This is a genomic window from Phocaeicola sp. (assembly GCF_057861905.1).
On the sequence record NZ_DBMACV010000128.1, the window covers coordinates 1 to 3668 of the forward strand.

Genomic DNA, 3668 nt, shown 5'->3' on the forward strand with positions numbered 1-3668 from the left:
GTTAATTACTAAAATTGGACCGTCCATTCTACATGGAACACTATCCTAACTTCTTGCCAAAGAAGTATTTATCACGCAACCATTACGGACGCACGCATCTTAAAATAAACGTTAAAAGCTCCTACTAAAACTATAACGGCTGCAATCGCTTTCGTCAAGTTTGACACCGGAGTCTGGTAGGAACTCACTTCCTGGGTGGCTTTGGTAAAGCCTGCGGCTCCCTTGCTGCCTGCCATCGCTTCACCGACCGATACCGTAAGGGCAAAGATGAACATGAGGCATTTCTGTACCACACTGCAGGCCATAAGGCGGTTGACTGCTTTTTCAGAAGAACGCTGGATAGAGCGGAAGATGCTTTCGTTTCCGCATACGAGTTGATTGAGTTGTTTCATTGTATATTTCTTTGATAATGGATTTCATCGCCAAAGGAACAGAGGTCGCCAAAGAAACAGAGGTCATTCAAGTATCAGAGGTCGCTAAAGGAACGGTGGACTTTCGTCCAAGTAGTATCGGGTGCATTTACCCGGCATATCGCATGCTTTCGCAGTGATAGATAATGGTACCCAGGTCACATTCACCGGTTTCTGCCAGCTGGTCGATGGCTTTGAAGATGTCATCCACCAGGATGCCGTCTGTCAGGATGGGTTCCCGGTAGCTCGGTGAGAAGTTGGATCCGGTTGAAGTTCCAGCTTCCGATGGGGCTGCTTCGGCATCCGCATGGGTAGTATCTTCAATTTCATCTTTATCAGCAGCTTCGGAAGAAGATATTTCTTCTTTATTATCAGGCTCAGCAGTTTGAGTCTGTGATACTGTTTCAGAGGAAGGATTCTCTGCCGGAACAGGAATATCTGATTGTTCGGTAGCTGTTGATGCTTCCGGATTGGAAACATCTTCACCACTTTCAGAAGAAGCATTCTCATTCGGTTGCTCATCAGATGTTGTCTGCTGTTTATCCGTGTTGGAATCATTTTCATTCCCTGCTTCTTCCTGCTTCTTTTCCTCTTCCTTCTTCTTATCGTCCCGGATCACCTGCTGGGGCTGGAAGGAACGGGCTTCATCCGTGATGTCTATTTCCTCTTCGGATTGATTCTCCTGCGCTGCTGCCTCGGCTGCCTTCAGATGCTGGATGTCCATGAATATCAGAAAGCCGTAATAGCCTATCAAGACCACAAAGAGGATAAAGATTACTTGTCCGTAGGTCATAGCTGTAGTTATAGGAGGTTTGACAATACAATGGTTCCCTCTGACGGATAAGGCAGGAAGCGGAAGCCCAGTTTGGCTCCTCTCAACTCTGATTCCTGAATCCGGTGAAGGTCATCCGTATAATAAAGGATACCGTATTCCTCTCCGGCAATGTAGCCTTTGGACTTGAGCCATGAACGGAGTCTTACCCGTGCCCGGTTGGACACAACCTTGATGCGGGTGATGGGACTCAGCCCGAAGATAACCCTGCGTCTTTCCCTCCGCATAATATCAGAATGGATTCGTGAAAGCACCTTAAAATCCTCCAACGCAGTACGCTTCAATCCCATTCTAACAGCAATGCGCCGGGCATATTCCCGTGAAATTCCCAATTCCTTGCCTATCTCAGCATAAGACCGGTGAGCAAAATGATTGCGTACATAATCTGCATGCTCCATCCAACGGCTTTTGACCGCTTTCTTCAGCCCCAAGCTGCGGGCCTTTTCTTTTACAGCACGTTCGCACATACCCAAAACCTCTGCGGTTCTCGGGGTTGTTTCTATGGGATAGAGCTGGATAAGAACCGCAATCTTCTGCTCTGTCCAATTAGTCCTTTTCTTTCTCATAATCTTTTTGATTGAAATTTGTAAACAATGATTTCTTTTCTCTGCGAAACGGCACAAGCTGTAGAAGGTAAATATCAAAGAATGTACGGACAATGGCATTGACCATATCCGAACGGCTGCGGTTATGGATGTTGCAGTCATCCAGCGAGTCTGCCAGATCCCGGTCCAGCCTGCATACCAGTCGTTCGCTTTTGACATTACTTTCATCGGAAATTTCCAAATTTTTCAGAAATCCTGTCCAATAATCTTCCACCTCCTTTGAGGGAGAAAGATGGATAGGTTCTCCGTCAGTTTCCGTTTTCTTCTCACTTGTACCATTCGTCCGATCCTGGAGGCCGGATGATTTTTCCAACATTTCGGGCAACTTGTGCGTCAGGATAATGTCAGAATCATTGATGCCTTGTGTCAAGTCACCAATTTCCGGAATGTCTTTTTTCATGCGCTATGTTATTTGATGGTTACTGATAAATTTAATCTCGTCATTCATATTCCGTTTTTTCCTTATCGGTTGTATCAGCAGACAGACCTCCTGCTTCGCGTTCTTCTTCATTTCCATCTTCATCCATGGCAATATGTGTAACACCTTCTTCCCGATTTTTTTTCTTGCCTTTTTTCGGATTAAGATTATCCGTCAGTTGTATTCCGGTAAGCTTTGCCTCCCTCACTGGAGTTACCTTGCCGAAAATGCTGAAATAGATCTTGTCGAAAACATTGCCAACATAACGAATCTGCATATCCAGTGCAGCCACTGTACTGAACCGCTCCATATCAGCCCGCCTCGGTATTTTCCCGGTTACATAACCGTAATTAGAAAAAGTTTCCCGTGTATTGTCCCAAAGTATCAGTTCTGAGCGCTTTCCTACGCGGTTGTCATTGAGGTTGGGAATGATGAAGAGCTGTGCATTCATACGGTCTCCAACTACCTGACGAAGTCTGTCAAGAAAAAGCAGAAAACTGGCTGTGGAAGGAACGGTCACCAGATCATAGTGGAAAGGAACAACGATAATATCTGAATTGACAAACATGGGGACCAGACCTTCCGCTTTCAAGCTTCCCGGTGAATCCATAAGCACCACATCAATCTCCGGATCATTATGCAACTTTTCAATCAGGGAGGTCATGGCCGTCTTGTCATCCGGTTCATAAGCCCATACTTCGTAAGGCACCTGTTCCTCTCCATATTTTTTAAGGTCTGTCTTACGGCACTTCATAATCGAGTGCTGGAAATCACAGTCGATTACTACCAGACGGACACCTTTCGTCACCAAGTAATTGGCAAAGGTCACACAAAGAGTTGTCTTTCCGACTCCTCCTTTCTGGTTGGCAAAGGTTACTATGACGGGGGTCTGTATCATGTCGTTTTTACTTGAATTAAATTTGCAAGCAAAAATATGTGCAGAGATATTGAAAACCTAAATGCACAACATCAATGTGCTTGAGATTGCAGAAACATGGGTAAATAAGTCGGATGAACCTGAGTTTTTCAGTCTATATGCCCGAATTGGTTGCAGTAGGCAGTCCCATGAAAGTCTTTCAAAAAAATAGTGGACCCCATTGGTTGTCCGGTTACGGATTATAACCATATCCTGTTTCACAAAGAGCCGTTTATCTGCATGATCAAAACAATGTTACTTTCCCGTAAGCAAGTGTTTCCTTCTTCCGCAAAGGACCAGAAGTTCCTTACATCTTTAATGAACGTCCATCATCCACCTCATCGTAGTTCGTCTTTTTTCCAACTTCCCATTCGCGGTTGGCGCTATGACTGCCGATACCTTCTTTCCGTAGCTTGCCCAGTCCTTGATGGGACTTCCGCTGCAAACTCTTGACTGGATTGAGCGTCTTCTTCTTGGACTTCTTAAA

General features: G+C 45.3%; 5 protein-coding genes and 1 pseudogene. All 6 read right to left on the reverse strand.

Annotated features, from left to right (window positions below):
- Positions 1 to 71: 71 nt before the first annotated feature.
- Entirely contained in the window at positions 72 to 305 is a 234-nt protein-coding gene (locus ACZM60_RS14525; protein ID WP_489521847.1) for a DUF4134 family protein, read from the reverse strand.
- 214 nt (positions 306 to 519) lie between these two features.
- Entirely contained in the window at positions 520 to 1203 is a 684-nt protein-coding gene (locus tag ACZM60_RS14530) for a hypothetical protein (RefSeq protein WP_234209274.1), read from the reverse strand.
- Positions 1204 to 1211: 8 nt separating this feature from the next.
- Complete coding sequence (locus tag ACZM60_RS14535; protein ID WP_489521846.1) at positions 1212 to 1808, reverse strand: MarR family transcriptional regulator; 597 nt, start codon at positions 1806 to 1808, stop codon at positions 1212 to 1214.
- Positions 1789 to 2247: a hypothetical protein gene (locus ACZM60_RS14540; RefSeq protein ID WP_070612640.1), complete on the reverse strand. Its 459-nt coding sequence runs from the start codon at positions 2245 to 2247 to the stop codon at positions 1789 to 1791. The genes ACZM60_RS14535 and ACZM60_RS14540 overlap by 20 nt, the downstream gene beginning before the upstream one ends.
- 40 nt (positions 2248 to 2287) lie before the next feature.
- Complete coding sequence (locus ACZM60_RS14545) at positions 2288 to 3163, reverse strand: ParA family protein (RefSeq protein ID WP_306561839.1); 876 nt, start codon at positions 3161 to 3163, stop codon at positions 2288 to 2290.
- A gap of 325 nt (positions 3164 to 3488) precedes the next feature.
- A pseudogene (locus ACZM60_RS14550) lies at positions 3489 to 3668 on the reverse strand (relaxase/mobilization nuclease domain-containing protein); the annotation flags it as partial.